The 24,010-nt window shown below is 65.1% G+C and carries 25 protein-coding genes and 2 tRNA genes; all 27 read left to right on the forward strand.

All coding sequences use genetic code 11. From position 1 onward, the window contains the following. The first annotated feature begins 13 nt into the window (after window positions 1–13). The 27 genes from phoU to rpsQ all read left to right on the forward strand — a co-directional run bounded on the left by phoU (window position 14) and on the right by rpsQ (window position 24,008). Window positions 14–670 carry a phosphate signaling complex protein PhoU gene (gene phoU, locus OXG83_12985; GenBank protein MCY3965944.1) on the forward strand — a complete coding sequence of 219 codons (657 nt, stop codon included), beginning with the start codon at window positions 14–16 and terminating at the stop codon, window positions 668–670. 176 nt (window positions 671–846) lie between these two features. Beyond that, window positions 847–921, forward strand: a tRNA-Thr gene (locus OXG83_12990). Window positions 922–986: 65 nt separating this feature from the next. Further along, window positions 987–2,180, forward strand: a complete 1,194-nt coding sequence (tuf, locus tag OXG83_12995; protein MCY3965945.1) for an elongation factor Tu — start codon at window positions 987–989, stop codon at window positions 2,178–2,180. Window positions 2,181–2,213: 33 nt separating this feature from the next. Next, window positions 2,214–2,289 (forward strand) — tRNA-Trp (locus OXG83_13000). 23 nt (window positions 2,290–2,312) lie between these two features. Continuing rightward, complete coding sequence (secE, locus tag OXG83_13005) at window positions 2,313–2,525, forward strand: preprotein translocase subunit SecE (GenBank protein MCY3965946.1); 213 nt, start codon at window positions 2,313–2,315, stop codon at window positions 2,523–2,525. A 19-nt stretch (window positions 2,526–2,544) separates the two neighbouring features. Further along, a complete protein-coding gene (nusG, locus tag OXG83_13010; protein MCY3965947.1) occupies window positions 2,545–3,177 on the forward strand; it encodes a transcription termination/antitermination protein NusG in 633 nt (210 codons plus the stop codon). Between the two features lie 69 nt (window positions 3,178–3,246). Further along, window positions 3,247–3,687 carry a 50S ribosomal protein L11 gene (gene rplK, locus OXG83_13015; GenBank protein ID MCY3965948.1) on the forward strand — a complete coding sequence of 147 codons (441 nt, stop codon included), beginning with the start codon at window positions 3,247–3,249 and terminating at the stop codon, window positions 3,685–3,687. Between the two features lie 59 nt (window positions 3,688–3,746). Further along, window positions 3,747–4,451 (forward strand): 50S ribosomal protein L1, encoded by a 705-nt coding sequence (gene rplA, locus OXG83_13020; GenBank protein ID MCY3965949.1) that lies wholly within the window; start codon window positions 3,747–3,749, stop codon window positions 4,449–4,451. Between the two features lie 27 nt (window positions 4,452–4,478). Continuing rightward, entirely contained in the window at window positions 4,479–5,006 is a 528-nt protein-coding gene (rplJ, locus tag OXG83_13025; GenBank protein ID MCY3965950.1) for a 50S ribosomal protein L10, read from the forward strand. Between the two features lie 74 nt (window positions 5,007–5,080). After that, window positions 5,081–5,461, forward strand: a complete 381-nt coding sequence (rplL, locus tag OXG83_13030) for a 50S ribosomal protein L7/L12 (protein MCY3965951.1) — start codon at window positions 5,081–5,083, stop codon at window positions 5,459–5,461. Window positions 5,462–5,693: 232 nt separating this feature from the next. Further along, on the forward strand, window positions 5,694–9,944 hold the full coding sequence (gene rpoB / locus OXG83_13035) for a DNA-directed RNA polymerase subunit beta (GenBank protein ID MCY3965952.1): 4,251 nt from the start codon (window positions 5,694–5,696) through the stop codon (window positions 9,942–9,944). A gap of 13 nt (window positions 9,945–9,957) precedes the next feature. After that, entirely contained in the window at window positions 9,958–14,148 is a 4,191-nt protein-coding gene (rpoC, locus tag OXG83_13040; GenBank protein ID MCY3965953.1) for a DNA-directed RNA polymerase subunit beta', read from the forward strand. A gap of 315 nt (window positions 14,149–14,463) precedes the next feature. Continuing rightward, a complete protein-coding gene (rpsL, locus tag OXG83_13045; GenBank protein ID MCY3965954.1) occupies window positions 14,464–14,838 on the forward strand; it encodes a 30S ribosomal protein S12 in 375 nt (124 codons plus the stop codon). A 17-nt stretch (window positions 14,839–14,855) separates the two neighbouring features. Beyond that, window positions 14,856–15,329: a 30S ribosomal protein S7 gene (gene rpsG / locus OXG83_13050; protein MCY3965955.1), complete on the forward strand. Its 474-nt coding sequence runs from the start codon at window positions 14,856–14,858 to the stop codon at window positions 15,327–15,329. A gap of 181 nt (window positions 15,330–15,510) precedes the next feature. Beyond that, on the forward strand, window positions 15,511–17,601 hold the full coding sequence (gene fusA / locus OXG83_13055; GenBank protein MCY3965956.1) for an elongation factor G: 2,091 nt from the start codon (window positions 15,511–15,513) through the stop codon (window positions 17,599–17,601). Window positions 17,602–17,690: 89 nt separating this feature from the next. Continuing rightward, window positions 17,691–18,884 carry an elongation factor Tu gene (gene tuf / locus OXG83_13060; GenBank protein ID MCY3965957.1) on the forward strand — a complete coding sequence of 398 codons (1,194 nt, stop codon included), beginning with the start codon at window positions 17,691–17,693 and terminating at the stop codon, window positions 18,882–18,884. 60 nt (window positions 18,885–18,944) lie between these two features. Then, window positions 18,945–19,262, forward strand: coding sequence for a 30S ribosomal protein S10 (gene rpsJ / locus OXG83_13065; protein ID MCY3965958.1), 318 nt, complete (start codon window positions 18,945–18,947; stop codon window positions 19,260–19,262). Window positions 19,263–19,290: 28 nt separating this feature from the next. Further along, entirely contained in the window at window positions 19,291–19,935 is a 645-nt protein-coding gene (gene rplC / locus OXG83_13070) for a 50S ribosomal protein L3 (protein ID MCY3965959.1), read from the forward strand. After that, on the forward strand, window positions 19,935–20,585 hold the full coding sequence (rplD, locus tag OXG83_13075; protein MCY3965960.1) for a 50S ribosomal protein L4: 651 nt from the start codon (window positions 19,935–19,937) through the stop codon (window positions 20,583–20,585). Before rplC ends, rplD begins: the two co-directional genes overlap by 1 nt. After that, window positions 20,582–20,869, forward strand: a complete 288-nt coding sequence (locus OXG83_13080) for a 50S ribosomal protein L23 (protein MCY3965961.1) — start codon at window positions 20,582–20,584, stop codon at window positions 20,867–20,869. Before rplD ends, OXG83_13080 begins: the two co-directional genes overlap by 4 nt. A 14-nt stretch (window positions 20,870–20,883) precedes the next feature. Next, window positions 20,884–21,714, forward strand: coding sequence for a 50S ribosomal protein L2 (rplB, locus tag OXG83_13085; GenBank protein ID MCY3965962.1), 831 nt, complete (start codon window positions 20,884–20,886; stop codon window positions 21,712–21,714). A gap of 30 nt (window positions 21,715–21,744) precedes the next feature. Then, on the forward strand, window positions 21,745–22,032 hold the full coding sequence (gene rpsS, locus OXG83_13090) for a 30S ribosomal protein S19 (protein MCY3965963.1): 288 nt from the start codon (window positions 21,745–21,747) through the stop codon (window positions 22,030–22,032). Window positions 22,033–22,050: 18 nt separating this feature from the next. Further along, window positions 22,051–22,407, forward strand: a complete 357-nt coding sequence (gene rplV, locus OXG83_13095; protein ID MCY3965964.1) for a 50S ribosomal protein L22 — start codon at window positions 22,051–22,053, stop codon at window positions 22,405–22,407. Between the two features lie 8 nt (window positions 22,408–22,415). Beyond that, window positions 22,416–23,066, forward strand: a complete 651-nt coding sequence (gene rpsC, locus OXG83_13100) for a 30S ribosomal protein S3 (protein MCY3965965.1) — start codon at window positions 22,416–22,418, stop codon at window positions 23,064–23,066. Between the two features lie 40 nt (window positions 23,067–23,106). Further along, a complete protein-coding gene (rplP, locus tag OXG83_13105) occupies window positions 23,107–23,526 on the forward strand; it encodes a 50S ribosomal protein L16 (GenBank protein MCY3965966.1) in 420 nt (139 codons plus the stop codon). Window positions 23,527–23,538: 12 nt separating this feature from the next. After that, window positions 23,539–23,736 (forward strand): 50S ribosomal protein L29, encoded by a 198-nt coding sequence (gene rpmC / locus OXG83_13110; GenBank protein MCY3965967.1) that lies wholly within the window; start codon window positions 23,539–23,541, stop codon window positions 23,734–23,736. After that, entirely contained in the window at window positions 23,733–24,008 is a 276-nt protein-coding gene (gene rpsQ, locus OXG83_13115) for a 30S ribosomal protein S17 (GenBank protein MCY3965968.1), read from the forward strand. Before rpmC ends, rpsQ begins: the two co-directional genes overlap by 4 nt. Window positions 24,009–24,010 lie beyond the last annotated feature (2 nt).

Consider the following 24,010-nt stretch of genomic DNA (forward strand, 5'->3'; position numbering starts at 1 on the left):
GAGGATCAAGGGTTTGGGAATCCATCTGCAGCGAGACCTGGACGAAGTGACGCGGTCGCTCCTCGAGGTGGCGGCGATGGTCGAGGAGATGATCGCCAAGTCGTTGCAGGCGCTTCGGCAGCGGAGCGTCGATCTGGCCCACGAGGTCCAGCGGCAGGACCGTGTCATTGACGCCCGGGAGATCGAGGTCGAAGAGGAGTGCCTCAAGATCCTGGCCCTGCACTCGCCGGTGGCCTCGGACCTGCGAATGGTCGTGACCTACCTCAAGGTGAACAACGACCTGGAACGCGCCGGCGATCTGGCCCGGAACCTCGCCGAAAGGGCGGAGAGCCTCGCCGTGGCGGAGCCGGTCGAGGTTCCTCGGGAGATCTGGACGATGGCCGAGCGCATCCCGAAGATGCTGCGGGCGGCCCTGGACGCGGTCGTGAACGGTGACACGGAACTCGCCCGTTCGGTGATCGCGGAGGATGAGGTCGTCGACCGCAGCCACGAGGCGATGTACGGCGTGGTTCGGGCGATGATCGAGGAACGGCCCGAGAGCGCCGGCACCAGCATCCAGTTCCTGTCCATCTCGCGCTACCTCGAGCGGATGGCCGATCTGGCGACAAACATCGCGGAGGATGTCGTCTTCCTGGTCGATGGGGAGGTCGTGCGCCACCAGGCACTCTAGGGGGGTTTACGGCTGCCGCAGAAGCGGCTAGACTCCGCCCCTTCCCCGCGATGCACCGCGGAGCTTGGCTCCGGGGGCGGGTCCCATTGCGTGTCGAGGGTCGCCTTGGCTAGGGGAGATGAGGGTGTCCCGGAACACGGTTCAGAGACTTGGAGATGGGGAATCCTGAGACGGCTGCCCACGTGGCTCAGGGGTAGAGCACTTCCTTGGTAAGGAAGGGGTCACCGGTTCAAATCCGGTCGTGGGCTCCAGACGGGCGTCAAACGACAAAGCACGAAACAGTTGATCCGCTGAAGCGGGAGAGGCAACGAGTGTCATGGCGAAGGAGAAGTTCGAGCGTACGAAGCCGCACGTGAACGTGGGGACGATCGGTCACGTGGATCACGGCAAGACGACGCTGACGGCAGCGATCACGAACATTCTGGCGAAGGCCGGAGGTGCGGAGTACGTGCCGTTCGACGAGATCGACAAGGCCCCTGAGGAGCGGGAGCGCGGGATCACGATCGCGACGGCTCACGTGGAGTACGAGACGGAGAACCGTCACTACGCTCACGTGGACTGTCCTGGTCACGCGGACTACGTGAAGAACATGATCACGGGCGCCGCCCAGATGGACGGTGCGATCCTGGTGGTGTCGGCGGCAGACGGTCCGATGCCCCAGACGCGCGAGCACGTGCTGCTGGCTCGTCAGGTTGGCGTGCCGTACATCGTGGTGTTCATGAACAAGTGCGACATGGTGGACGACGAGGAGCTGTTGGACCTGGTGGAGCTGGAGCTTCAGGACCTGTTGTCGTCGTTCGAGTTTCCTGGCGACGAGATTCCGATCATTCGCGGTTCGGCGCTGGAGGCGCTGGAGAGCGGGGAACCGGGCAGCGAGTGGGGTTCGAAGGTGGTGGAGCTTCTGGAGGCTGTGGATTCGTACATACCGACTCCCGAGCGCGCGGTGGACCAGGACTTTCTGATGCCGATCGAGGACATTTTCACGATTTCTGGTCGCGGCACGGTGGTGACGGGGCGCGTGGAGCGCGGCCGGGTGACGGTCGGCGACACGGTGGAGATCGTGGGCATTCGGGAGACGAAGTCGACGGTGGTGACGGGCGTGGAGATGTTCCGGAAGCTGCTGGACTCTGGCGAGGCCGGGGACAACATCGGCGTGTTGCTTCGTGGCACGAAGAAGGACGAGGTGGAGCGTGGTCAGGTGCTTGCGGTGCCGAAGTCGATCACTCCTCACACGAAGTTCAAGGGCGAGGTGTACGTGTTGAACAAGGACGAGGGCGGTCGTCACACGCCGTTCTTCGACGGTTACCGTCCTCAGTTCTACTTCCGGACGACGGACGTGACGGGTGTGGCGAACCTGCCGGCGGGCACGGAGATGGTGATGCCGGGCGACAACGTGGCGCTGGACGTGGAGCTGATCGCTCCGATCGCGATGGAGAAGGGCGTGCGCTTCGCCATTCGCGAGGGCGGCCGTACGGTCGGCGCCGGCACCGTCACCGACATCGTCGAGTAGGAGATTGGTTTCTTTGACTGGACTCGAGGACTCAGGCCAGTAGCTCAATTGGTAGAGCATCGGTCTCCAAAACCGAAGGTTGGGGGTTCGAGACCCTCCTGGCCTGCCACCGAAAGGGGCAGGGTGAGATAGATGGCGGCAGTCGGCAGGCTCGGGGCGTTCCTTGGCGAGGTGCGCACGGAGATGAAGAAGGTCACGTTTCCTTCGCGGGAGGAGGTCGTGGGCACGACCGGCGTCGTGCTGGTGACGAGTGTGATCTTCGCCATCTTCCTGTGGATCGCCGATCTCGTCATCCAGCGTCTCTACCAGGGCCTTATTGACGCTTTCCTGCGACCGGTGGCATGAGCGGCGAGAGGAGAAAGCGATGAGCGAAGTCGAAACGGCAGCCGTGAGCGGCGTCGACACCGCGGCGGACGGCGGCGAGGACGCCTCCGCGCCGCAGCGGCAGTGGTACATCGTCCATACCTACTCGGGCTACGAGGAGCGTGTCCGGGAGACCTTGCGGCAGCGCGCCGAGGCCCACGGTCTTGGCGAGGCCTTCGGCGAAGTGCGCATCCCGACCGAGACGATCGTCGAACTCAAGGGCGGTAAGAAGCGGGAGACGCAGCGCAAGTTCTTCCCTGGCTACATCCTCGTCGAGATCGAGTGCCAGCGCCGCGGCGACGGACGGCTGAAGATTTCGGACGAGGCGTGGCACGTGGTCAAGAACACTCCGAAGGTGACCGGATTCGTCGGTACCGGGAAGGAGCCGACGCCTCTCGATCAGGGCGAAGTCGACGCGATCATCGAGAAGGTGGTCACGGCGAAGGAGAAGCCGAAGCCGAAGTACCTGTTCGAGAAGGGCGAGCTGGTCAAGATCGTCGACGGGCCCTTCAACAACTTCACCGGCACCGTGGAAGAGATCAACCTGGACCGGAGCACGTTGAAGGTGATGGTCACGATCTTCGGCCGCCAGACGCCGGTCGAACTCGAGTTTCTTCAGGTGCAGAAGACCTGAGGATCGGGTCCGACTCCAGGCGAAGAGAAAACAGGGGACCGCTTTCAGGCGGAAGCCAGGTAGGGAACGATGGCAAAGAGAACGACGGGAAAGAGAGTGGTCGGGCAGATCAAGTTGCAGATCCCCGCCGGCGCGGCGACGCCCGCGCCTCCGGTCGGTCCCGCCCTGGGGCAGGCCGGCCTGAACATCATGGACTTCTGCAAGGCGTTCAACGCCAGGACGCAGGGCGATGGGGGGTTGATCATCCCGGTCGTGATCACGGTCTACGCGGACCGGAGCTACTCGTTCATCACGAAGACGCCGCCGGCCGCCGTGCTGCTGCGCATAGCCGCCGCCGTGGACAAGGGATCTGCCGAGCCCAACCGCGAGAAGGTGGGCGTGGTGACACGCGCCCAGGTCGAGGAGATCGCACGAACCAAGATGCCCGACCTGAACGCGGTCGACCTCGATGGCGCGTGCCGGATCATCGCCGGCACCGCCCGGTCGATGGGTTTGGAGGTCGAGGCCTGATCGGGCCTGAGGGTCGAGGAACACAGGCTTCAGGGAACCAGAGGGCAAGGAGACAGCGCGTGGCGAAGGCAGGCAGGAAGTACAGGGAGGCGAAGGCCGGCATAGATGACCGTCCGCACGGGCTCGACGAGGCCCTGGAGCAGGTCAAGAACGGCAGCTTCGCGAAGTTCGACGAGACGGTTGAGATCGCGATTCGTCTGGGAGTGAACCCCAGGCACGCCGATCAGATGGTGCGCGGCACCGTCGTGCTGCCGCACGGCACCGGCCGAACCGTTCGGGTGCTGGTGTTCGCTTCCGGCGAGAAGCTCCAGGAGGCTGAGGCCGCCGGTGCCGACGAGGTCGGGGGCGAAGAGCTGGCGGCGCGAATCCAGGGCGGCTGGCTGGACTTCGACGCGGTGGTCGCGACGCCGGACATGATGCGGGTCGCCGGCCGGCTGGGTCGCATCCTTGGTCCCCGCGGCCTGATGCCCAACCCGAAGACCGGCACCGTCACGATGGACGTGGCGAAAGCGATCGAGGAGATCAAGGCGGGCAAGGTCAACTTCCGCGTCGACAAGGCCGGGGTTGTCCACGCGCCCCTGGGAAAGGTCTCGTTCGACAAGGAGCGGCTAAAGGAGAACGCCACGGCCTTCCTGGCCGAGGTGGTTCGGGCGCGGCCCAGCGCCGCCAAGGGCACGTACGTGCGCTCGGTCAACCTGAGTTCAACCATGGGCCCTGGCGTGCGCGTCGATGTGGCCGAAGCCTCCGCGGTGGAAGCGCCGTAGCGCGCGCGAAGGTCTGGAGGAGTCGAAATGGCACTGACACGGGAAACGAAGGCCGAGCTTCTGGCCAGCTACCAGAGCGACCTGGCCGGTGTGCCGCATGCCTTCCTGGTTGGTTTCTCCGGAATCACGGTAGGGCAGGTCGACGATCTGCGGCGCCGCGTGCGCACAGCCGGCGGCAGCTACTCGGTGATCAAGAACCGGATCGCCAAGCTCGCGTTCGAAGACAGCGACCTTGACGCTCTGTCGGAGCATCTGGCCGGACCGACCGCGATCGCCTACAGCGAGGACGATCCGGTGGGGTTGGCCAGGACGCTGACCGAGTTCGCGAAGGACGTACCGGTGCTCGAGTTCAAGGCCGGCCTCGTGGACGGCCAGGCCGTTTCGGCCGATGCGATCCAGGAGATCGCGAACCTGCCGAGCCGGGAGGTTCTGGTGGCGAAGCTCCTGTTCCTGCTCCAGTCGCCGATTGCGCGGTTCGTGCGGGGGTTGGGCGACGTGACGCCACAGTTCCTGCGCACCCTGAACGAAGTTGCAAGACAGAAGGAAGAGGGCTGACAGCGGCCCGCGTTAACGATGTTTGGAACCGCGGTGCCGGACGGTGCCGCTCATGAGGAAGGGGATCCAAGGAAATGGCAGTAGCAGCAGCGGATCTGATCAAGCAGATCGACGAGATGACCGTGCTGGAGCTCAACACGCTGGTCAAGGAGCTCGAGGAGCACTACGGCGTGTCGGCGGCGGCGGCGGCAGTTCCCGTGGCCGCGGCCGCGGGCGGCGGCGAGGCCGAAGAGGCCGAGGAACAGACCGAGTTCGACGTGCAGTTGACGTCGTTCGGCGACAAGAAGATCGCCGTGATCAAGGTCGTGCGCGAAGTCACGAGCCTCGGTTTGAAGGAGGCCAAGGACCTGGTCGAGTCGGCGCCGGTCGCCGTCAAGGAGGGTGTCTCGAAGGACGAGGCCGACGAGGTCAAGTCGAAGATCGAGGAGGCCGGCGGCCAGGCCGAGGTCAAATAGCCATTCCGGCTGGCGATCTTCCCGTGGGTCGGCGTAGAATCACGTCGGCCAACCTCGACCCGGCTCCCGGCGCCGGGGTGGCATTCGTGTGGTTGCCACGACGCTCCAGCGCTCTTACGTTCCCCGTACGCTCCGCCGCCGCGCGGCGGACCCCTCCAGCCTGTCGCCCAGGCTACAGCACCTTCCTTGCTCCCGGCTCGCGCAGAGGACCTGAAGTAGGAGAGATCGAAGCATGACGGACCACAGCAACGGCAACGGCAACGGTCGGATGGACTTCTCGACCATCGAGACGACCCTGGCGATTCCGAACCTGATCGGCGTTCAGCGCCGTTCCTACGACCGGTTCCTGCAGATGGACCAGTTGCCCGAGGAGCGGGCCAATCACGGCCTGCAGGCCGTCTTCACGGGCATCTTCCCGTTCTGGGACTTCCGGGAGACCTGCTCGCTCGACTTCGTCAGCTACTCCATCGGTGACTGGCACTGCCGCTGCGGCGAGCTGAAGGGACTCGAGTATCTGCGGATGTCCTGCACGAACTGCGGCGAGAAGATCGTGACCGACCACCCGCTCGAGGACAGCGTCGGCTGCCCGAGCTGCGGCGCGGTGAACGCGAACCGGGTGACCAAGTGCGACACCTGCGGCGGACCCGTGGAACTGCAGCACAAGTACTCGATCGCCGAGTGCCGGGAACGCGGCATGACCTACGCGGTGCCACTCAAGGTCACGTTCCGTCTCTTCGTCTACGACAAGGACCCGGAGACGGGAACGCGGATGATGCGCGATGCGAAGGAAGAGGAGGTCTACTTCGGCGAGATCCCGCTGATGACCGACACCGGCACCTTCATCATCAACGGGACCGAGCGGGTGATCGTCAGCCAGCTCCACCGCAGCCCGGGCGTGTTCTTCACCCGCGACAAGCGGGTCTACCTGGCGAAGATCATCCCCTACCGGGGCTCCTGGGTCGAGTTCGAGTACGACCAGAAGGACATCCTGTCGGTCCGGATCGATCGCAAGCGGAAGTTCTACGGCACCGTGTTCCTGCGTGCCCTCGGCCTGGAGACGAACGAGCTGATCCTGCGGCAGTTCTACACGGCGATGCCCCTTTCGCTGGTGGGAGGCGGCGTCTACCGTCTGGGTATCGGCCCGGAAGTGCTCGAGCGTGAGCGACTGCGCGACCGCTCCAGCCGGGGTATCCGGCATCGCTACAGCGTCTTCGCCGGTCTGACCCTGGACGAAACCGCGATCGAGCGTCTGGACGCAGGCGACAACATCGAAGCCGAGGTCGGTCCACAGGAACTGGAGCGCGCCTTCCTGATCGCCGACGTGATCGACGAGGACACGGGCGAAGTGCTGCTGGAGGCCAACGAGCCGATTCCGGAGGATCTCGACGAGCGGCTTGACGGACGCAACCACAGCGAGCTGGAGGTCTTTTTCCCGGATTGGGAACTCTGCGGCGCGACGATTTCGAACACCCTGGCCAAGGACACGACCAGGGACACGAAGGAGGCGCAGATCGAGATCTACCGGCGGATGCGTCCCGGCGACCCGCCGACGCACGAGAGTGCGCGTTCACTGTTCTACGGCATGTTCTTCGACTCCAAGCGCTACGACTTCTCGCGCGTCGGCCGGTTCAAGTTCAACATCAAGCTCGAGACCCAGGTGCCGGTCGACCGGAAGACTCTCTCGGCCGAGGACTTCTACCGGGTGATCGAGTACCTCCTGCAGCTGCAGAAGGACGTCGGCCGCGTCGACGACATCGACAACCTCGGGAACCGCCGCGTGCGCGCGGTTGGCGAGCTGCTCGAGAACCAGTTCCGGATCGGTCTTGTGCGCATGGAGAGGGCGATCAAGGAGAAGATGTCCGTGCATCAGGACATCGACTCGGCGATGCCGCACGACCTGATCAACTCGAAGCCGGTGATCGCGGCGATCAAGGAGTTCTTCGGTTCGTCGCAGCTCTCCCAGTTCATGGACCAGACGAACCCGTTGTCCGAGGTCACCCACAAGCGGCGGCTGTCGGCACTAGGTCCGGGCGGCCTGTCTCGGGAGCGCGCGGGCTTCGAAGTGAGAGACGTCCACGCTTCGCACTATGGCCGCATCTGCCCGATCGAGACCCCGGAGGGACCGAACATCGGCCTGATCTCCTCGCTCGCGACCTATGCGCGGATCAACGACTACGGCTTCATCCAGAGTCCGTACAAGAAGGTGGAGGGCGGCCGGGTCATCGACCACTTCAAGGTGATCAAGCCGGGCGACGGGACGTTCGCCCTGGGCCAGATCGTCGCCGGCGACGATCTGGCGGCGGAGAACCGGCGCCTCAAGCGGAACAAGAAGCGGCAGGTGCAGGCCGAGCCGCACGCCTTCTACCTGACCGCCTGGGAGGAGGAGAAGTACATCATCGCCCAGGCAAACGCCAAGATCGACGACCGGGGCTTCCTCGAGAACGAACGTCCGGTGGCGCGTGCCCGGGGGGACTTCGTCACGGTCGATCGCGAACGGGTCGACTACATGGACATCAGTCCGAAGCAGCTCGTCAGCGTGGCCGCGGCGCTGATTCCGTTCCTGGAGAACGACGACGCGAACCGGGCCCTGATGGGGTCGAACATGCAGCGGCAGGCGGTGCCTCTGCTGCGCTCCGATTCGCCGATCGTCGGCACGGGTCTCGAGGGGATCGTGGCCCGCAACTCGGGTGCGGTGGTGCTCTGCCAGCGGGCCGGGGTCGTCGACTCGGTGGACGCGGATCGGGTGATCGTCCGGGTAGAGGGCGCGGATCCGGAAACGGGTGCGGCGCGCGAGTTCGGGGCCGACATCTACCAGTTGACCAAGTTCCGCCGGTCGAACCAGAACACCTGCGTGCACCAGAAGCCGGTCGTCCGCGAGGGTCAGCGTGTGGTGCGTGGCGAGGTCCTGGCCGACGGAGCTTCCACCGAGTTGGGTGAGCTGGCGTTGGGCCGGAACGTGCTCGTCGCCTTCATGCCGTGGCGCGGCTACAACTTCGAGGACGCGATTCTGGTCTCGGAGCGCCTGGTGCGCGACGACTCCTACACCTCGATTCACATCGAAGAGTTCGAGATCGAGGCGCGGGACACCAAGCTGGGGCCCGAGGAGATCACGCGCGACATTCCCAATGTCGCCGAGGCGGCGCTCGCCGATCTCGACGACAGCGGCATCATTCGCATCGGCGCTTCGGTCAAGGCCGGTGACATCCTGGTGGGCAAGGTCACGCCGAAGGGCGAAACCCAGCTCACACCGGAGGAGAAGCTGCTGCGGGCCATCTTCGGCGAGAAGGCCGGAGACGTTCGCGACGCCAGCCTCAAGGCGCCTCCGGGAATCGACGGCACGGTCGTCGAAGTGAAGATCTTCTCCCGCAAGGGAGTCGACAAGGACGAGCGGGCACTGGAAATCGAGGAGCAGGAAGTCAGCCGGCTGGAGAAGAACATCCGTGATCAGGCGCGGATCATGCACGAGGAGCGGAACAAGAAGATCGCCGATCTTCTGGTAGGTCTGAAGCCGACCGCCCAGGTGCAGGACCGGGAGGGCAAGCGGCTCCTGAAGGCGAAGGAGGCCATCAAGTACCGGCATCTCGAGCAGTTGACGCGACAGGAAATCCTGGCCCTGCCGCTGGAGCAGGAAGACCTGCTGAAGGAAGTGGGCGTGATCTACGAGCGCACCGACTCCCATATCGAGGTCATGCACCGCGTCAACGAAGAGAAGATCAAGCTGCTGCAGAAGGGCGACGAGCTCCCTCCGGGCGTGATCAAGCTGGTCAAGGTCTTCGTGGCGATGAAGCGCAAGCTGCAGGTGGGCGACAAGATGGCCGGCCGCCACGGCAACAAGGGCGTCATTTCGCGCATTCTGCCCGAGGAGGACATGCCGTATCTGCCGGACGGCACACCGGTCGAGATCGTGCTGAATCCGCTCGGCGTGCCGAGCCGGATGAACGTCGGCCAGATTCTCGAGACCCACCTGGGATGGGCGGGGCGATCGCTCGGGATCAAGTTCGCGACACCGGTCTTCGACGGCATCCGGGAGTCGCGGCTCAAGGAACTGCTGACCGAGGCGGGACTTCCGACTTCGGGTAAGACCACCCTCCACGACGGGGTCACCGGCGAGCCCTTCGAGCAGAAGGTCACGGTCGGCTACATCTACATGCTGAAGCTGTCTCACCTGGTCGACGACAAGATCCACGCACGGTCGATCGGTCCGTACTCGCTGATCACCCAGCAGCCGCTGGGCGGCAAGGCCCAGTTCGGCGGCCAGCGTTTCGGCGAGATGGAGGTGTGGGCACTGCAGGCATACGGCGCCGCCTACACGCTGCAGGAGCTGTTGACCGTCAAGAGCGACGATGTCGAGGGTCGGAGCCGGGCCTACGAAGCTCTGGTCAAGAGCGACGTGCCTGAGGACCCCGGACTGCCGGAGTCGTTCAACGTGCTGGTGCGCGAGTTGCAGAGTCTGTGTCTGGACGTCGAGTTGATGAAGGTCTAGGGGAGGTCGCCTGGTGCAACCACTTTCGAGTTTCGAGAAGACGCAGTCGGTCAGGGACTTCAACGCGATCAAGATCGCGCTGGCTTCGCCGGAGAAGATCCGGTCCTGGAGCTACGGCGAAGTCACCAAGGCCGAGACGATCAACTACCGGACCTTCAAGCCGGAGCGGGACGGCCTGTTCTGCGCCAAGATCTTCGGGCCGATGACGGACTGGGAATGTCTGTGCGGCAAGTACAAGCGGATGAAGCACCGCGGCGTCGTATGCGACAAGTGCGGCGTCGAGGTCACGCGCTCCCGTGTGCGCCGCGAGCGGATGGGCCACATCGAGCTCGCCAGTCCGGCAAGCCACGTCTGGTTCTTCAAAGGCCTGCCCAGCCGCATCGGTCACCTGCTCGACCTCTCGCTGCGCAACCTGGAGCGCATCCTGTACTTCGAGAGCTACGTCGTCATCGATCCCGGTGACGCCGATCTCGAAGAGAACGAGCTGGTCTCCGAGGAGCGCTACCGCGAACTGCGGGACGAGTTCGGCCCGGATGGCTTCGATGCGCGGATGGGCGCCGAGGCGATCAAGGAACTTCTGGCCCGGATCGACATCGATGAGCTGGCCGAGGAACTCCGGATCGTGATGCGCACCGACACGAGCCAGATCCGCCGCCTGAAGGCGGCGAAGCGGCTGAAGGTGGTCAACGCCTTCCGGCGCAGCGGTCACCGGCCGGAGTGGATGATCCTGGACGTGATCCCGGTGATTCCGCCGGAGTTGCGGCCCCTGGTGCCGCTCGACGGCGGCCGGTTCGCGACCAGCGACCTGAACGATCTGTATCGCCGGGTCATCAACCGGAACAACCGGTTGAAGAAGCTGCTCGAACTGCGAGCGCCCGAGGTCATCGTCCGCAACGAGAAGCGCATGCTCCAGGAGGCGGTGGACGCCCTGTTCGACAACGGCCGGCGCGGCCGGGTCCTGAAGGGTTCGAACAACCGCCCGCTCAAGTCGCTCTCCGACACCCTGAAGGGCAAGCAGGGGCGGTTCCGCCAGAACCTGCTGGGCAAGCGCGTCGACTACTCGGGGCGTTCGGTGATCGTGGTTGGCCCCGATCTGAGGCTGAACGAGTGCGGTCTGCCGAAGAAGATGGCGCTCGAGCTGTTCAAGCCGTTCATCTACAGCTGGCTCGAGGAGCGTGAGTACGTCGGCACGATCAAGGCGGCCAAGGAAATGGTCGAGCGGGAGGAGGAGGTCGTCTGGGATGCGCTGGACGAGGTCATCCGTGATCATCCGGTGCTGCTGAACCGGGCGCCCACCCTGCACCGACTCGGCATCCAGGCGTTTCAGCCAGTGCTGATCGAGGGCAAGGCGATCCAGATCCATCCGCTGGTCTGCGCCGCTTTCAACGCGGACTTCGACGGGGACCAGATGGCGGTCCACGTGCCGCTGTCGCCCAAGGCCCAGATCGAAAGCCACGTGCTGATGCAGGCTTCGAACAACATCCTCAGCCCGGCGCACGGTCGGCCACTGGCCGTGCCCAGCCAGGATCTCGTGCTGGGCGGCTACTACCTGACCATGCCGCGCCAGGGCGCAAAGGGCGAGGGTCGGACCTTCGCCAGCACGGACGAGGTCTTCTTCGCGCTCGAGACCGGCCTTGTCGAAACCCAGACGCCGATCCGGCTGCGGCTGTTCGGCAACTACGTGGACCTGGACGTCCAGCACGACAGCCAGGACATCGTGCACGCCGAGGTTCAGGATCTCGACGGCGAAGTGGTTGAGACCACCGTCGGCCGCGTCATCCTGAACGAGCATCTCCCGAACGAACTGCCGTTCATCAACGGTCTGCTGCGCAAGCGCGGTCTACAGGATCTGGTGGGCTACTGCTACATCCGACACGGCAGCGACCTGGCGGTCAGGATGCTCGACGAGATCAAGGAGATCACCTTCCAGTACGCCACACGGGCCGGAATCTCCTTCGGCGTAGATGACATGGTCGTGCCGGAGGCGAAGGAGCAACTGATCGAGGAGGCGCGCGGCGAGGTCCTCGAGATCGAGAAGCAGCGCAGCGCCGGCGTGATCACCGCCGGTGAGCGCAAGAACAAGATCATCGACATCTGGCACCGCGTCACCGAGAACGTCTCTGCCGAGATGTTCCGCGAGATGAAGAAGGTGGAAGCCGAGCGCGGCGAGTTCAACCCGATCAACCTGATGGCGGATTCAGGCGCGCGGGGTTCCCGCGAGCAGGTGCGGCAGTTGGCGGGTATGCGAGGGCTGATGTCCAAGCCCTCGGGCGAGGTCATCGAGACGCCGATCCATGCGAACTTCCGCGAAGGGTTGAGCGTGTTGCAGTACTTCATCTCCACGCACGGCGCCCGCAAGGGTCTGGCCGACACGGCGCTCAAGACGGCCGATTCCGGCTACCTGACGCGCCGGCTCGTCGACGTGGCCCAGGACGTGATCGTCACCGAGCATGATTGCGGAACGATCGACGGCATCGTCGTCGGCGCGATCATGGAGGGCGGCGACATCCTGGAGCCGCTGCGGGACCGGCTGGTCGGGCGGGTCAGCCAGGAGGACATCTTCGACCCGATGACCGGCGACCAGCTCCTGACGGTCGGGGACTCGATCACCGAGAAGATGGCGAACGGCATCCAGGCCGCGGGTATCGAGCGGGTTCGCATCCGCTCCGTCCTGACCTGCGAGACGCGCCGCGGCGTCTGCGCGTCATGCTACGGACGGAACCTGGCGACCGGCCGCGCCGTCGACCTCGGTGAGGCGGTCGGTGTCATCGCGGCTCAGTCGATCGGTGAGCCGGGAACCCAGTTGACCATGCGCACCTTCCACTTCGGCGGCACCGCCAGCCGGGTTTCGGAGCAGTCCCGGCACGCGTCGAGGAACATCGGTTGGGTCAAGTTCATCAACGTCGCCACGGTCGACAGCCGCGAGGGCGATCTCGTCGTGGTCAACCGGAACGGTAAGCTCGTCCTGGTGGACGAGGCCGGGCGCGAGCTGGAGCGCCACCCGCTGACCTACGGTTCCCACCTGCTGGTGCACGAGAACCAGGAGGTCGAGCCGGGCACCGACCTGGTCGAGTGGGATCCCTTCACCTCCGCCATCCTCTCCGAGGTCGCGGGCCGGGTCGAGTTCCACGACATCGTGGAGGGCGAGAACGTCCGCGAGGAGACAGACAAGGTCACCGGCCGAGCAAGCCGCATCATCGTCGAGGCTTCCCAGAACGAGAAGCGGGCTCCGGCAGTCGTCGTGGTCGGCGCGGAGGACAAGCGGTACCTGCTGCCCAGCGGTTCCCACCTCTGGGTCAACGACGGCGACGATGTCCATCCCGGCGACACGCTGGCCAAGATCCCGCGCGAGACGACGAAGACCAAGGACATCACCGGCGGTCTGCCGCGCGTTCAGGAGCTGTTCGAGGCCCGGAGCCCGCGCGAGCCGGCCGTGATCACGGAGATCGACGGCACCGTCCGCCTCGGCAAGGAGATCGTCAAGGGCAACCGCGAGATCACGGTCGAGAACGAAGCCGGCGAGAGCCTGAGCTACCAGATTCCTCGTCACATCCACGTCAACGTGCAGGACGGCGAGTACGTCACGGCGGGCGACCCGCTGATCGGCGAGGCGATGAACATCAACCCGCACGACATCCTCCAGGTCAAGGGTGAGAAGGAACTCCAGCGCTACCTCGTGGACAAGATCCAGGAGGTCTACCGCTCGCAGAGCGTGGCGATCAACGACAAGCACATTGAAGTGATCGTCCGTCAGATGATGCGCTCGGTGAAGATCGAGGAAGTCGGCGACACGGACTTCCTGATCGACGAGCAGGTCGACCGATGGCGGTTCAAGGAGGAGAACGAGCGGGTCACGGCGGCTGGAGGCACTCCCGCCATCGGCCGGCCCCTGTTGCTGGGCATCACCAAGGCGTCACTCTCGACGGAGAGCTTCATCTCGGCAGCCAGCTTCCAGGAGACGACCCGGGTGCTCACCGAAGCCGCGATCAGCGGCAAGGTGGATCACCTCCGCGGCCTGAAGGAGAACGTGATCGTCGGTCGGGTGATCCCGGCCGGAACCGGCATGGACTACTACCACGACTTCCATATCGAGGACGTGACCTACCCGACGCCGGATCTGGTGGCCGACGATCTGTACAACTACGACTACCCGGAGGAGTTCATCCGCACGATGCCGCAGGTGCTCAGCGACGGCGAAAACTGAGTTGCCCCGGCTCTCGGGTTTCTGCTAGTGTTCGCGCCCTTGTGCGGCTCGCGCCGAGCGGGCCATAGAGACAGTCCATCACCACGTCTGCGCGCCAGGCCTTGAACCGGGAATCAACCCGGTGCTGCACGCAGCGTCAAGCGCTGCGCGTGGTCAGCTAGGTCGGTCGCTTCCGGCTTCGGGCTTCGCCCGGTGGCTGGTTCTTGCGCCGCTCTCGCGAGCCGATCGCTCCGCGATCGCTCGGTTCAGCGGCGCGAGTTGCGGAAAGCCGGGTTTTCGCAACGAAGTGTCGAGTTCGTTCGAGCAGGAGGTTCAATGCCCACCATTCGCCAACTGGTCCGCAAGGGCCGTCAGCGCCAGGTCGTCAAGACCAAGAGCCCGGCACTCCAGGGTTCGCCCCAGCGGCGCGGCGTGTGCGTGCGCGTGTACACGCAGACCCCGAAGAAGCCGAACTCGGCATTGCGCAAGGTGGCGCGGGTCCGGCTGACCAATGGGATCGAGGTCACGACCTACATTCCCGGGGTCGGGCACAACCTGCAGGAGCACTCGATCGTGCTGATCCGCGGAGGCCGGGTGAAGGACCTGCCCGGCGTCCGTTACCACGTGATTCGCGGCACGCTGGACGCTGTCGGCGTCGACGATCGTCGTCGGGGGCGCTCCAAGTACGGCGCCAAGCGCCCCAAGAGCTGAGTCGGAGGAAGCCTGAGATGCCCCGACGCCGCGAAGTCCCGAAGCGCCAGATCCTGCCCGACCCGCTGTATCACTCGCAGTTGGTCAGCAAGTTCGTCAACGTCCTGATGAAGGACGGCAAGAAGTCCGTCGCCGAACGCATCCTCTACGACGCTCTGAACACGATCAAGGAGCGAACCGGAGAGGAGGATCCGGTGGCCGTCTTCCAGAAGGCGATCGACAACGTGAAGCCCGCGGTGGAGGTCAAGTCGAGGCGTGTTGGCGGCTCGACCTACCAGGTACCGATCGAGGTGCGGCCCGCGCGCAAGCTGGCTCTGGCGATGCGATGGCTGATTCAGGCGGCGAAGGGCCGCGGCGAGAAGACGATGAGACTGCGGTTGGCCGGCGAGTTGCTCGACGCGGCCGAGAACCGCGGAGTTGCGATCAAGAGGAAAGAGGACACCCACCGGATGGCAGAAGCGAACAGGGCTTTCTCCCACTACCGCTGGTAGCGAACGGTCTCGGGGCCGCTTCGGCGGCGCTCTCGTCGTTCCCGGCCGCCGGTTGTCCACTGCCCGTCCCGTCACATCGCCGCCTTGCTGCAAGGCGGCGGTGCCCACGTTGAACCCGCCTCTTCAGAACCCCCCGAAACAGCGACGCACCGAACACCCAACGACCTCCCGATTCCGCACCATGTCCACCGCCACCTCCAGTTCCAGAAACGTCCCACTCGAGAAGACCCGGAACATCGGGATCATGGCGCACATCGACGCGGGCAAGACGACCACGACCGAGCGTGTCCTCTACTACACCGGCGTGAACTACAAGATCGGCGAGGTGCACGAAGGCACCGCGACGATGGACTGGATGGAGCAGGAGCAGGAGCGCGGCATCACGATCACGTCGGCGGCCACGAGTTGCACCTGGAAGGACCACCGGATCAACATCATCGACACGCCGGGACACGTCGACTTCACCGCCGAGGTCGAACGGTCCCTGCGCGTTCTCGATGGCACCGTGGCCCTGTTCGACGCGGTTGCCGGGGTCGAGCCCCAGAGCGAGACCGTGTGGCGGCAGGCGGATCGGTACGGGGTGCCGCGGATCGCGTTCGTCAACAAGATGGACCGGGTCGGGGCGGACTTCGAGCGCTGTGTGCGCATGATGCGGGAGCGGCTCGGCGCTTCACCGGTCGTGCTGCAGTTGCCCTTGGGGCGCGAGGACGCGTTCGCCGGTGTGATCGACCTGGTCGAGATGTCGGCCTACATCTACGAGGACGAGAGCCTTGGGGCGCAGTTCCGGGAGCTGGGAATCCCCGAGGAGTACGCGGACCTGGCCCTCGCCGCCCGCGAAGAGATGGTCGAGGCGGTTGCCGAGACGGACGAGGAGCTCCTGGAGAAGTACCTTTCCGGGGCGGAGGTCACGAACGACGAGCTGCGGGCGGCCCTGCGCCGGGCGACGGTTTCGAACAGCCTGCAACCGGTCTTCTGCGGTTCGGCCTTCCGCAACAAGGGCGTCCAGCCTCTGCTCGACGCGGTGCTCGAGTACCTGCCGTCGCCGCTCGACGTGCCGCCGATCGAGGGCCTGGTGGCCGGCGACGAGAAGGCGGTGCGCGAGCCGACGGACGACGCGCCGTTCAGCGCCCTGGTGTTCAAGATCATGACCGATCCGTTCGTCGGTCAACTCGCCTACCTGCGGGTCTACTCGGGCCGGCTCGAGACCGGACAATCGGTCCTGAACGCGAACCGCGGCGGCAAGGAGCGGATCGGACGGCTGCTCAAGATGCACGCCAACAAGCGCGAAGAGATCAAGCGGGTCTGGTGTGGCGACATCGCCGCGGCCGTCGGTCTGAGGAACGTGACCACGGGCGACACGATCTGCGATCCACGGGCGGCGATCGTCCTGGAGGCGATGGACTTCCCGGAGCCGGTTCTTTCCGTGTCGATCGAGCCGAAGACGAAGGCGGACCAGGAGAAGCTGGGTCTCGCGCTCGAGAAACTGATGCGCGAGGACCCGACGTTCAGGGTCCATACGGACCCGGATACGGCCCAGACGCTGATCTCGGGCATGGGCGAACTCCACCTCGACATCATCACGGACCGCCTGGTGCGCGAGTTCAGGGTCGGTGCCAGCGTCGGACGGCCTCAGGTGGCGTATCGAGAGACGATCACCGCCGAAGCCTCGGGCGAAGGCCGGTTCGTGCGTCAGTCGGGCGGCCGCGGACAGTACGGCCACTGCCGGGTACGGGTGCGGCCGGCCGAGGGTGACGGCTTCGAGTTCGAGGACTCCACGAAGGGTGGCGTGATCCCGAGGGAGTTCATCAAGTCGATCGGCCAGGGCATCGGCGAGGCACTGGAAGCGGGCCCCCTGGCGGGCTATCCGGTGACCGGCGTCGCCGTTGAGGTCTACGACGGCAGCTCCCACGAGGTCGATTCCTCCGAGATCGCGTTCAAGATCGCCGGCTCGATGGCCTGGCGCGATGCGGCCAAGGACGCGGAGCCGGTGCTGCTGGAGCCGGTCATGGCCGTCGAGGTGGTGACCCCCGAGGAGTACATGGGCGAGGTGATGGGCGATCTCAGCTCGCGACGGGGCAAGGTGCAGGGCATGGAGATGCGCCAGAAGATCCAGGTGGTCAATGTCCGCGTCCCGCTGGCGGAGATGTTCGGCTACGCCACCGATCTGCGCTCGGCGACCCAGGGTCGGGCGACCTACTCGATGCAGTTCGAGTCCTACGAACCGGCGCCGAGGAATGTGAGCGAGGAGGTCGTGGCCAAGGCCACAGGCTGAGCCCCTGAGCGGGCGCGTCCGGCAACCGTTACGGAAAACCGTTTCAGAAACACGATCAAGCACACAAAAGAGTCAGCAGGAGCACCGCAATGGCGAAGGAGAAGTTCGAGCGTACGAAGCCGCACGTGAACGTGGGGACGATCGGTCACGTGGATCACGGCAAGACGACGCTGACGGCAGCGATCACGAACATTCTGGCGAAGGCCGGAGGTGCGGAGTACGTGCCGTTCGACGAGATCGACAAGGCCCCTGAGGAGCGGGAGCGCGGGATCACGATCGCGACGGCTCACGTGGAGTACGAGACGGAGAACCGTCACTACGCTCACGTGGACTGTCCTGGTCACGCGGACTACGTGAAGAACATGATCACGGGCGCCGCCCAGATGGACGGTGCGATCCTGGTGGTGTCGGCGGCAGACGGTCCGATGCCCCAGACGCGCGAGCACGTGCTGCTGGCTCGTCAGGTTGGCGTGCCGTACATCGTGGTGTTCATGAACAAGTGCGACATGGTGGACGACGAGGAGCTGTTGGACCTGGTGGAGCTGGAGCTTCAGGACCTGTTGTCGTCGTTCGAGTTTCCTGGCGACGAGATTCCGATCATTCGCGGTTCGGCGCTGGAGGCGCTGGAGAGCGGGGAACCGGGCAGCGAGTGGGGTTCGAAGGTGGTGGAGCTTCTGGAGGCTGTGGATTCGTACATACCGACTCCCGAGCGCGCGGTGGACCAGGACTTTCTGATGCCGATCGAGGACATTTTCACGATTTCTGGTCGCGGCACGGTGGTGACGGGGCGCGTGGAGCGCGGCCGGGTGACGGTCGGCGACACGGTGGAGATCGTGGGCATTCGGGAGACGAAGTCGACGGTGGTGACGGGCGTGGAGATGTTCCGGAAGCTGCTGGACTCTGGCGAGGCCGGGGACAACATCGGCGTGTTGCTTCGTGGCACGAAGAAGGACGAGGTGGAGCGTGGTCAGGTGCTTGCGGTGCCGAAGTCGATCACTCCTCACACGAAGTTCAAGGGCGAGGTGTACGTGTTGAACAAGGACGAGGGCGGTCGTCACACGCCGTTCTTCGACGGTTACCGTCCTCAGTTCTACTTCCGGACGACGGACGTGACGGGTGTGGCGAACCTGCCGGCGGGCACGGAGATGGTGATGCCGGGCGACAACGTGGCGCTGGACGTGGAGCTGATCGCTCCGATCGCGATGGAGAAGGGCGTGCGCTTCGCCATTCGCGAGGGCGGCCGTACGGTCGGCGCCGGCACCGTCACCGACATCGTCGAGTAGGAAGCGTCGAGTGAGAAGCAAGGTGCGGTACGCATTCGAGGAAGGTTGGGAGCAGGCAGCATGGTGAACGAGAAGATCCGTATCCGGCTCAAGGCCTTCGACTACCGCATCCTGGATACGTCGACGCACGAGATCGTCGACACCGCGCGGCGTAGTGGCGCGCGCGTCGTCGGACCGATTCCGTTGCCGACCCACATCGCGCGCTACACGGTGAACCGTTCGCCGCATGTGGACAAGAAGTCGCGGGAGCAGTTCGAGATCCGCACCCACAAGCGGTTGCTGGACATCTTCGAACCGACCAGTCAGACGGTCGATGCGCTGATGAAGCTGGAACTTCCGGCGGGCGTCGATGTCGAGATCAAGGCCTTCGGCGGTTGAGTTGGTGTGAGCGAGGGAGATGAGGGCGGTGAGCGATAGCAAGGGTCATGCGAAGGGACTGCTCGGGCGCAAGATCGGCATGACGCAGATCTACGCCGAAGATGGCGCCGTCGTACCGGTCACCGTGCTGGAGCTCGGGCCGTGCCGGGTCGTGCAACGAAAGACGGCGGCGACCGACGGCTACGAGGCGGTGCAGATCGGCCTGGTCGAGAAGCGGCCACCGAAGCGGATCACCGAGGCCCGGAGGGGCCACTTCAAGAAGGCGGGCGTCGAAGCCATGCGTCACCTGGCCGAGGTGCGGGTCGACGCGGCGAACGAGTCGCAGCCCGGTGACGAGATCGCGGTTTCCGTCTTCGAGGTCGGTTCCCGCGTGGACGTGATCGGCACCGGCAAGGGGAAGGGGTTCCAGGGCGTCATGCGCCGCCACGGCTTCGGTGGCGGCCGGGCCAGCCACGGCTCGATGTTCCATCGGGCTCCGGGTTCGGTCGGACAGTCGGCGAGCCCCTCGCGTGTCTTTCCGGGAATGAGGTTCCCGGGCCGGATGGGCGGCAAGCGGGTGACGACGAAGAAGCTCGTGGTGGTGAAAGTGGATGAGGAGAACCGCCTTCTCTATGTGCGCGGCGCCGTTCCCGGCGGCCGCAACGGTCTGGTCATGGTTCGGAGTTCGGTCTGATGCCAAAGGTCGCGATCAGGAGCCTCGACAACGAGGCGGTCGGCAGCCTCGAGCTACCGGAAGAGGTCTTCACGTATCCGTACAACGAGCACCTGATCCACCTGGCGGTGGTGTCGGTCCGCGCTGCCCAGCGGGCGGGCACGCACAGCGTCAAGGGCAGGCACCAGGTACGCGGCGGCGGGGCAAAGCCGTATCGGCAGAAGGGCACCGGTCGAGCTCGCGCAGGCAGCATCCGCTCGCCGCTCCGGCGCGGCGGCGGCGTCGTCCACGGGCCACATCCCCGCAGCCACCGCAACAAGCTGTCGCGCAACGAGAAGCGGAACGCGCTGAAGTCGGCGCTCTCGCGCAAGCTGGCCGACGAGCGGATCGTCGTGATCGACTCGCTTGAGCTCGACAGCCACAAGACGGCCGCCCTGGCCGCCCGCCTGCAGGGCCTGGGGATCGACGGGAAGGCGCTGATCGTCGACGACCGGGGCAACCGGAACCTGATCCTGGCTTCCCGCAACCACCCGAAACTCAAGACGGTCGATGCGCTGGGTGTCGACGTCTACGATGTCGTCGATCGCGGCTACCTGCTGTTCAGCGAGAGTGCGATCGGCCGCCTGTCCGCCGTGCTGAAGAAGCGGGAGAAGAACGGGGGCCCATCATGAGGGTGCAGGAGGTGTTGCGCCGGCCGCTGATCACCGAGAAGTCGACCGAGCTCCGTGACGAGCGGAACATCATCGCCTTCGTCGTCGACTCCCGGGCCAACAAGATCGAGGTGCGGCGCGCGGTGGAGGCCCAGTTCCAGGGCGTCAAGGTGGCGGAAGTCCGGATCGTGAACATGCACGGCAAGGTCCGCCGCCAGGGCCGCTTCGTCGGCCGCCGCCCCGACTGGAAGAAGGCATACGTACGACTGGCCGAAGGCCAGATCGAACTCTTCGACAACGTGTAGCGAGAGCCAGGAACATGGCGATCAAGAAACTCAAACCGACCAATCCGGCCAGCCGGTTCCAGGAGTACGCGCAGCGTCTGGAAGTCACGACCGACAAGCCGCACAAGGCCCTCGTCGAGGGCAAGAAGCGGATCAGCGGCCGCGGCAACAAGGGACGGCAGACGCTCCGGTTCCGGGGCGGCGGGCACAAGCGCCGCTACCGGCGGATCGACTTCCGGCGCGACAAGATCGGCGTGCCCGCGAAGGTGGCCACGATCGAGTACGACCCGAACCGGAGCGCGCTGATCTCCCTTCTGCACTACGCGGACGGGGAGAAGCGGTACATCCTCCATCCCCAGGGCCTGAAGGTGGGCGCGGTGGTCCAGTCGGGCGAAGGCTCCGAGATCGACGTCGGCAACTGTCTGCCGATCCGGTTCATTCCTCTGGGCACGATGATCCACAACATCGAGCTGAAGATCGGCGGCGGCGGGCAGATGGTGCGCAGCGCCGGAACGGGCGCCCAGTTGATGGCCAAGGAGGGCGTCTACGCTCAGATCCGCCTGCCCTCGGGCGAGGTTCGCCGGGTTCACATCGACTGTTCCGCCACGATCGGCCAGGTCAGCAACTCGGAACACTCCAACATTGCTCTCGGCAAGGCCGGCCGCAAGCGTTGGCTGGGTCGCCGGCCGCACAACCGCGGTGTGTCGATGAATCCGGTCGACCATCCGATGGGCGGCGGCGAGGGCAAGGCCTCCGGCGGACGGCATCCGACCACGCCCTGGGGCAAACCGACGAAGGGCTACAAGACGCGGAGAAACAAGCGCACGACCGGCATGATCGTACGGCGGCGGGGACGTCGGAAGTAGGACCGGCGAAAGCACGAAACAGAGGTCAACATGGGACGTTCACTCAAGAAGGGGTTCTTCATCGACAACCACCTGTACAACAAGGTGACGGCGATGAATACGAGCCACGACCGGAGGGTCATCAAGACCTGGTCGCGCCGCTCCACGATCATTCCGGACATGGTCGGTCACACGATTGCCGTTCACAACGGCATGAAGTTCATCCCGGTCTTCGTCAGCGAGAACATGGTCGGGCACAAGCTCGGTGAGTTCGCCCAGACCAGGACGTTCCGCGGTCATGCGGGCGGCAAGAGGGAGCGCCGAGCGCGCCCCCGGTAGTTGGAGAGAGATAGAACGATGGAAGCAATTGCCCGACTCAGGTACCTGCAGGCGTCGCCGCAGAAGGTGCGCCTGGTGGCGGACCTGATCCGCGGCCGGGATGTCGAGGAGGCCTCGACGCTGCTGCAGCTTTCCACCAAGGCGGCCGCGCGGCCCCTCGCCAAGCTGCTGCGGTCCGCCGTCGCCAACGCGGAGAACCGCGACGCGGCGGTCGACGTCGGGCAGCTCTACGTCAAGGAGATCTTCGTGGACGGCGGTCCGACGCTGAAGCGTCTGCGGCCCCAGCCCATGGGCCGGGCGTTCCGCATCCTGAAGCGGCAGAGCCACGTCACGATCAAGCTCGATTCCCGCGGCGCCGCGGCAGAGCCAAGCTAGGAGCGTTTATGGGTCAGAAGACACATCCGTACGGCTTTCGACTGGTCTACAACCAGGGCTGGCATTCGCGCTGGTACGCGGAACGCGACTACGCGCAGACTCTCCAGTCGGACATCGAGCTGCGCACCGGTCTGAAGAAGCGCTTGATGCATGCCGGCGTCAGCCAGATCGACATCGAGCGAGCCGCGGACAAGCTGCGCGTCACGATCTACACGTCGCGGCCCGGCATCATCATCGGCCGCAAGGGCGCCGAGGTCGACAAGCTGCGAGACGATCTGAGCCGGCAGATGGGGCGCGAGGTCCACATCAACATCCAGGAGATCCAGCGTCCGGAGCTCGACGCCCAACTCGTGGCCGAGGCGATCACGGGGCAGCTTCTTCGCCGTGTCGCCTTCCGCCGGGCGATGAAGAAGGCGATGGAGTCGGCCTTCCGGTTCGGCGCCAAGGGTGTCAAGATCATGGTTTCGGGTCGGCTCGGCGGCAACGAGATCGCCCGTACCGAGTGGTACCAGGAAGGGCGGTTGCCGCTGCACACCCTGAAGGCCGACATCGACTACGGCTTCGCCGAGGCCTACACGACCTACGGCGTGATCGGAGTCAAGGTCTGGGTCTATCGCGGCGATCTTTCGCGGGAGCGCGGTCGGCGGGCGGTGGCGTAGACGTCACGAGGCTCAAGGGGAATCGAGGGAGTATCGAACGATGTTGATGCCGAAGAAGGTCAAGTTCCGCAAGCATCACCGCGGCCGCCGCCGGGGTCTGGCCAAGGGCGGCAACACGGTGACCTTTGGCGAGTACGGCCTGCAGGCCCAGGAAGCGGGGTGGGTAACCGCCCGTCAGATCGAGGCCGCGCGGATCGCGATCACGCGCCACATCAAGCGGAGCGGCAAGGTCTGGATCCGGATCTTCCCGGACAAACCGATCACCAAGAAGCCTCTGGAAACGCGGATGGGCAAGGGCAAGGGCAACCCGGAGGAGTGGGTCGCGGTCGTCCGTCCGGCCCGCATCCTCTACGAGATCGAGGGCGTGTCGCCCGAGTTGGCCAGGTCGGCGATGAGGCTGGCTTCCCACAAGCTCGGCATCAAGACCCGCTTCGTCGGGCGCCACGGCGTCCAGGTTTGAGGGTGGAAGACGATGAAGGCAAGCGAACTCAGGGAGTTGACCGAAGACGAACTGCTGCAGAAGGAGGAGGAACTGGCTGATCAGTTGTTCGCTCTGCGGCTGCAGAAGTCGATTGGCCAACTGGAAAAGCCGAGCAGGATCAGGAAGGCCCGGGTCGAGTTGGCGCGGGTGCTGACGGTCCGGCGCGAGAGAGCGACAGGAACGACATGAGCGCGGAAGAACAACAAGTGCGGGGCCGCCGCCAGGTTCGAGTGGGCCAGGTGGTCAGCGCCAAGATGGACAAGACAGTCGTCGTGACGGTCGAGAAGACGGTCATGCACCGGCTCTACCACCGTCTGATGAAGAAGTCGTCGCGGTTCGTCGCGCACGACGAGTCGAACAGTTGCCGTGAGGGAGATCTCGTTTCCCTGATTTCGACCCGACCGATGTCGCGCCGTAAGCGATGGCGCGTACAGCGGATCGTCAAGCGCGCGGAAGGATAGGT

The sequence above is a fragment of the Acidobacteriota bacterium genome, from assembly GCA_026707545.1.
In the GTDB taxonomy this organism is placed as follows: Bacteria; Acidobacteriota; Thermoanaerobaculia; order Multivoradales; family Multivoraceae; genus Multivorans.

Excerpts from the sequence above, each read along its gene's own strand:
- rpoB (MCY3965952.1), top strand. The coding sequence starts at position 5,694 with ATGACGGACCACAGCAACGGCAACGGCAACGGTCGGATGGACTTCTCG.
- rpsL (MCY3965954.1), top strand. The coding sequence starts at position 14,464 with ATGCCCACCATTCGCCAACTGGTCCGCAAGGGCCGTCAGCGCCAGGTC.
- rplJ (MCY3965950.1), top strand. The coding sequence starts at position 4,479 with ATGGCACTGACACGGGAAACGAAGGCCGAGCTTCTGGCCAGCTACCAG.
- rpmC (MCY3965967.1), top strand. The coding sequence starts at position 23,539 with ATGAAGGCAAGCGAACTCAGGGAGTTGACCGAAGACGAACTGCTGCAG.
- rplD (MCY3965960.1), top strand. The coding sequence starts at position 19,935 with ATGCCAAAGGTCGCGATCAGGAGCCTCGACAACGAGGCGGTCGGCAGC.
- tuf (MCY3965957.1), top strand. The coding sequence starts at position 17,691 with ATGGCGAAGGAGAAGTTCGAGCGTACGAAGCCGCACGTGAACGTGGGG.
- fusA (MCY3965956.1), top strand. The coding sequence starts at position 15,511 with ATGTCCACCGCCACCTCCAGTTCCAGAAACGTCCCACTCGAGAAGACC.
- rplB (MCY3965962.1), top strand. The coding sequence starts at position 20,884 with ATGGCGATCAAGAAACTCAAACCGACCAATCCGGCCAGCCGGTTCCAG.
- rpsC (MCY3965965.1), top strand. The coding sequence starts at position 22,416 with ATGGGTCAGAAGACACATCCGTACGGCTTTCGACTGGTCTACAACCAG.
- rpsJ (MCY3965958.1), top strand. The coding sequence starts at position 18,945 with ATGGTGAACGAGAAGATCCGTATCCGGCTCAAGGCCTTCGACTACCGC.
- rpsS (MCY3965963.1), top strand. The coding sequence starts at position 21,745 with ATGGGACGTTCACTCAAGAAGGGGTTCTTCATCGACAACCACCTGTAC.
- rplL (MCY3965951.1), top strand. The coding sequence starts at position 5,081 with ATGGCAGTAGCAGCAGCGGATCTGATCAAGCAGATCGACGAGATGACC.
- rpsG (MCY3965955.1), top strand. The coding sequence starts at position 14,856 with ATGCCCCGACGCCGCGAAGTCCCGAAGCGCCAGATCCTGCCCGACCCG.
- rplP (MCY3965966.1), top strand. The coding sequence starts at position 23,107 with ATGTTGATGCCGAAGAAGGTCAAGTTCCGCAAGCATCACCGCGGCCGC.
- rpsQ (MCY3965968.1), top strand. The coding sequence starts at position 23,733 with ATGAGCGCGGAAGAACAACAAGTGCGGGGCCGCCGCCAGGTTCGAGTG.
- tuf (MCY3965945.1), top strand. The coding sequence starts at position 987 with ATGGCGAAGGAGAAGTTCGAGCGTACGAAGCCGCACGTGAACGTGGGG.
- rplK (MCY3965948.1), top strand. The coding sequence starts at position 3,247 with ATGGCAAAGAGAACGACGGGAAAGAGAGTGGTCGGGCAGATCAAGTTG.
- nusG (MCY3965947.1), top strand. The coding sequence starts at position 2,545 with ATGAGCGAAGTCGAAACGGCAGCCGTGAGCGGCGTCGACACCGCGGCG.
- OXG83_13080 (MCY3965961.1), top strand. The coding sequence starts at position 20,582 with ATGAGGGTGCAGGAGGTGTTGCGCCGGCCGCTGATCACCGAGAAGTCG.
- secE (MCY3965946.1), top strand. The coding sequence starts at position 2,313 with ATGGCGGCAGTCGGCAGGCTCGGGGCGTTCCTTGGCGAGGTGCGCACG.
- rplV (MCY3965964.1), top strand. The coding sequence starts at position 22,051 with ATGGAAGCAATTGCCCGACTCAGGTACCTGCAGGCGTCGCCGCAGAAG.